Annotated in this window: 7 protein-coding genes and 1 pseudogene; all 8 read left to right on the top strand. The window is 53.7% G+C overall.

What is annotated here, in order from left to right; all coding sequences use genetic code 11:
* Window positions 1-185 (top strand): hypothetical protein (locus tag LKD71_RS17780; protein WP_331466528.1); only part of this gene is annotated, 185 nt, incomplete at its 5' end.
* A 37-nt stretch (window positions 186-222) separates the two neighbouring features.
* On the top strand, window positions 223-621 hold the full coding sequence (locus LKD71_RS17775) for a plasmid mobilization protein (protein WP_002569238.1): 399 nt from the start codon (window positions 223-225) through the stop codon (window positions 619-621).
* Complete coding sequence (locus LKD71_RS17770) at window positions 593-2,215, top strand: relaxase/mobilization nuclease domain-containing protein (RefSeq protein ID WP_002569237.1); 1,623 nt, start codon at window positions 593-595, stop codon at window positions 2,213-2,215. The genes LKD71_RS17775 and LKD71_RS17770 overlap by 29 nt, the downstream gene beginning before the upstream one ends.
* Before the next feature lie 185 nt (window positions 2,216-2,400).
* Window positions 2,401-2,613 (top strand): hypothetical protein, encoded by a 213-nt coding sequence (locus tag LKD71_RS17765; RefSeq protein WP_002569236.1) that lies wholly within the window; start codon window positions 2,401-2,403, stop codon window positions 2,611-2,613.
* Window positions 2,603-3,352: a phage replisome organizer N-terminal domain-containing protein gene (locus LKD71_RS17760; protein WP_002569235.1), complete on the top strand. Its 750-nt coding sequence runs from the start codon at window positions 2,603-2,605 to the stop codon at window positions 3,350-3,352. The genes LKD71_RS17765 and LKD71_RS17760 overlap by 11 nt, the downstream gene beginning before the upstream one ends.
* Window positions 3,349-4,203 carry an ATP-binding protein gene (locus LKD71_RS17755; RefSeq protein ID WP_002569234.1) on the top strand — a complete coding sequence of 285 codons (855 nt, stop codon included), beginning with the start codon at window positions 3,349-3,351 and terminating at the stop codon, window positions 4,201-4,203. Before LKD71_RS17760 ends, LKD71_RS17755 begins: the two co-directional genes overlap by 4 nt.
* Window positions 4,200-4,388 (top strand): transposon-encoded TnpW family protein, encoded by a 189-nt coding sequence (locus LKD71_RS17750; protein ID WP_002569233.1) that lies wholly within the window; start codon window positions 4,200-4,202, stop codon window positions 4,386-4,388. Before LKD71_RS17755 ends, LKD71_RS17750 begins: the two co-directional genes overlap by 4 nt.
* Window positions 4,389-4,499: 111 nt before the next feature.
* A pseudogene (locus LKD71_RS18810) lies at window positions 4,500-4,598 on the top strand (recombinase family protein); the annotation flags it as partial.

The raw sequence follows: 4,598 nt of genomic DNA, 5'->3' as shown, positions 1-4,598 counted from the left end.
AGAGCAAGATTCTACCGCAGTACCAAAATTCGCTTATCGCTCATTTTGCCCCTGCGGGAATCTTGTTGGGGAGTGCCTTCCCCAAACCCTGCTTATGCGGCTTACGCCGCTGGAAAATCCCTCAAAATAATTTTTCGGATTTTTCAAAAACAGTTCCGCTTTACACCCTGTTTTTCTCCTATTAGTGAGAGGACACCACGCACAGCCGAAGGAGGTTTTACCATGCGAAAACGATATAACACGCCGCACCGCAGCCGGGTAGTCAAGACACGCATGACCGAGGAAGAATACGCCGAGTTTGCGGAAAGGCTTTCTGCTTACAACATGAGCCAAGCCGAGTTTATCCGGCAAGCCATAACCGGGGCAGCCATACGCCCCATCATAACCGTTTCCCCCGTCAATGACGAGTTGCTTGCCGCTGTCGGGAAGCTGACCGCCGAATACGGCAGGATCGGCGGCAACTTAAACCAGATAGCCCGGACGCTGAACGAGTGGCACAGCCCCTACCCGCAGCTTGCCGGGGAGGTACGGGCGGCGGTTTCCGACCTTGCTGCCCTAAAGTTTGAAGTCTTGCAGAAAGTGGGTGACGCTGTTGGCAACATTCAAACATATCAGCTCTAAAAATGCGGACTATGGCGCAGCGGAAGCCTATCTCACATTTGAGCATGACGAGTTTACCATGAAGCCCACCCTTGATGAAAACGGGCGGCTGATACCGAGGGAGGATTACCGCATTTCTTCCCTCAACTGTGGGGGCGAGGATTTCGCTGTTGCCTGTATGCGGGCTAATCTCCGCTATGAGAAAAACCAAAAACGGGAAGATGTGAAAAGCCACCACTATATCATCAGCTTTGACCCACGGGACGGGACAGACAACGGCTTGACCGTAGACCGGGCGCAGGAGCTGGGCGAGCAGTTCTGTAAAGAGCATTTCCCCGGACACCAAGCCTTAGTCTGCACCCACCCGGACGGGCATAACCACAGCGGCAATATCCATGTGCATATCGTCATCAACTCCCTGCGGATTTATGAAGTCCCGCTTCTGCCCTACATGGACAGACCAGCCGACACACGGGAGGGCTGCAAGCACCGCTGCACCAACGCCGCTATGGAATATTTCAAGAGTGAAGTCATGGAGATGTGCCACCGGGAGGGGCTTTACCAAATCGACCTCCTAAGCGGCAGCAAGGAACGGATAACCGAACGGGAATACTGGGCGGCAAAGAAAGGACAGCTTGCCCTTGATAAAGAGAACGCTGTCAGAGAAGCCGCAGGACAGCCGACCAAGCCCACCAAGTTTGAAACGGACAAGGCGAAGCTGCGCCGGACGATACGGCAGGCACTTTCCCAAGCTGGCAGCTTTGACGAATTTTCTTCCCTTTTGCTGCGGGAGGGTGTGACCGTCAAGGAGAGCCGGGGGCGGCTTTCCTACCTCACGCCGGACAGGACAAAGCCTATCACAGCCCGGAAGCTGGGGGACGATTTTGACAAGGCTGCTGTCCTTGTCCTGCTTACGCAGAACGCCCACAGAGCCGCCGAACAGAGCAAAGCCATACTCGAATACCCTGCCGCGGTTAAAAAGCTGTCACAAGGGGAAAAAACCACAAAAACCACCCCGGCAGACAACACCTTGCAGCGCATGGTTGACCGGGAAGCCAAGCGAGCCGAGGGCAAGGGCGTGGGCTATGACCGCTGGGCGGCAAAGCACAACCTAAAGCAAATGGCAGCTACCGTTACCGCCTATCAGCAGTACGGCTTTTCTTCCCCGGAGGAACTGGACGAAGCCTGTTCTGCCGCCTATACCGCCATGCGGGAAAGCCTTACAGAGCTGAAGCAGATGGAAAAGACGCTGAACGGGAAAAAGGAGCTGCAACGGCAGGTGCTTGCCTATTCCAAGACCCGCCCTGTCCGGGACGGGCTGAAACAGCAGAAAAACGCCAAAGCAAAAGCAGCCTACCGTCAGAAGTACGAAAGCGACTTTATCATAGCAGACGCAGCCGCCCGCTATTTCAGGGAAAACGGCATTTCCAAGCTGCCGAGCTATAAAGCCCTGCAAGCAGAGATTGAAACCCTTATCCAAGAGAAAAACAGCGGCTACAACGATTACCGGGCAAAACGGGAGGAATACCGCCGCTTACAGACTGTCAAGGGCAATATCGACCAGATTTTACACCGGGAGCGCAAGCCTGTGAAAAGGCAGGAACAGGAACGATAAAAACCGCCCCAAAATGTACCCGAACCTATACAGAACAAGGGGGCTGCCCCGTACCCTATCCGCAAATACCAAAGGATTTTTTAACGGGCTTATAGGGCAGAAAAAACCCGAAAATGATACCGAGATGATACAGAATTACCGCCGATACCGCCACACCAGCGGAAACGGCAGAAAGGAGCGCACCCATGCCAAGAATGAGCAAGAAACGGCGGCTGGAATGGTCTTTTTTCCTGCGGCAAGTGAAAGTCGGGAATTCCACCTGCGATCGTATCACATACAATGACCTCTGCCGGGGCTGTACCCATAGCTGCAAGCAGAGCTTCCGGGCGGTTATCATACTCTGCCCCCACTACTACTCCAAACGCCGGAAAAAGGAGGACAGGGACAATGGCAGATAACCGCAAGTATTACTACCTCAAGCTGAAAGAGAACTTTTTTGACAGCGACTCCATTGTGCTGCTGGAAGATATGAAAGACGGGATTTTATACTCCAATATCCTCTTGAAGCTGTACTTAAAATCGCTGAAAAACGGCGGGAAATTGCAGCTTGACGAGCATATCCCCTACACAGCGCAGATGATAGCGACACTGACCCGCCACCAGATAGGGACGGTTGAGAGGGCTTTAGAGATTTTCCGGCAGTTGGGGCTTGTGGAGCAGCTTGACAGCGGGGCTTTCTATATGACCGACATTGAGCTGATGATAGGACAGTCCTCTACCGAAGCCGAGCGGAAACGGGCTGCAAGACTGGAAAACAAGGCACTTTTACCGCCCCGGACAAAAGGCGGACATTTGTCCGACATTCGTCCACCAGAGATAGAGATAGAGTTAGAGAAAGAGATAGAGATAGAAAAAGAGAGAGAGGGAGAAACGGGACACCCCGCCCCCGCCGCTTATGGCAGATACAACAATGTGATACTGACCGATACAGAGCTTTCCGGGCTAAAAACAGAGTTGCCCGACAAGTGGGAGTATTATATTGACCGGCTTTCCTGCCATATCGCTTCCACCGGGAAACAGTACCACAGCCATGCAGCCACCATTTACAAGTGGGCGCAGGAGGACGCTGCCAAAGGCAAGGCTGCCCCGAAACAGGGCATACCCGATTATTCATGCAAGGAGGGCGAGAGCTTATGAAAAACGGAATTGAAGCTATGATTACGGACATTACAGCCACTACCGCCGAAGCGGAGGACTACACAGGCGAGGACGGGCTTTTATACTGCGGTAAGTGCCATACGCCCAAAGAAGCCTATTTTGCAGAGGGAAAGACTTGTTTCGGGCGTGACCGCCACCCGGCAGAGTGCGACTGCCAGCGGGCAGCCCGTGAAAAGCAGCAAGCCGCCGAAAGCCGACAGAAGCACCTTGAAAAAGTGGAGGACTTGAAACGCCGGGGCTTTACCGACCCTGCTATGCGGAACTGGACATTTGAGCATGACAACGGCAGAAACCCGCAGACCGAAACCGCCCGCTTTTATGTGGAGAGCTGGGAAACCATGCAGGCTGAAAATATCGGCTACCTGTTTTGGGGCGGCGTGGGGACGGGAAAAAGCTACCTTGCCGCCTGTATCGCCAACGCCCTTATGGAAAAAGAGGTTGCCGTCTGCATGACAAACTTTGCAACGATACTGGGTGACCTTGCCGCCAGCTTTGAGGGCAGGAACGAATATATTTCCCGCCTTTGCAGCTACCCTCTGCTGATACTTGATGATTTCGGTATGGAGCGAGGAACAGAATACGGGCTGGAACAGGTTTACAGCGTGATTGACAGCCGTTACCGAAGCGGCAAGCCGCTGATCGCCACGACCAACCTCACGCTGGAGGAATTGCAGCACCCGCAGGACACGCCCCACGCCCGTATCTATGACAGGCTGACTTCCATGTGCGCCCCCGTCCGCTTCACGGGCAGCAACTTCCGAAAGGAAACCGCACAGGAAAAGCTGGAACGCTTAAAGCAACTGATGAAGCAGCGAAAGGAGAGCCTATGACAGAAACGAAACAGACAAGCACCACCAAAACAGACCGCCGCCCGGACTGTGTGACGGAAATCCGCATGGGCAACTCCGTCCTTACCGTTTCCGGCTTCTTCAAGCAGGGCGCAACCGACACCGCAGCCGACAAGATGATGAAAGTGCTGGAAGCGGAAGCTGCTACACAAAAAACGGCGATTTGACCGACCATAAAGAAGCAGATTTGACGCTTTTGCCGCTATACAGACAGCCGCCCCATGTGGTACAATCAAGGTACGGAATAGTGGGGCTGGCTGTCGGAAACGGAGGATTTTATGTTAAGACAGACCAACCAACAACCAATTACCGCCCTTTACCCAAGACTATCCCATGAGGACGAGCTGCAAGGCGAAAGCAATTCCATTTCCAATCAG

Source organism: Fusicatenibacter faecihominis (genome assembly GCF_020686945.1).
Classification (GTDB): Bacteria; Bacillota; Clostridia; order Lachnospirales; family Lachnospiraceae; genus Limivivens; species Limivivens faecihominis.
The sequence above is the reverse complement of the archived record's forward strand: the minus strand, read 5'-3'. Positions and strand labels throughout refer to the sequence as shown.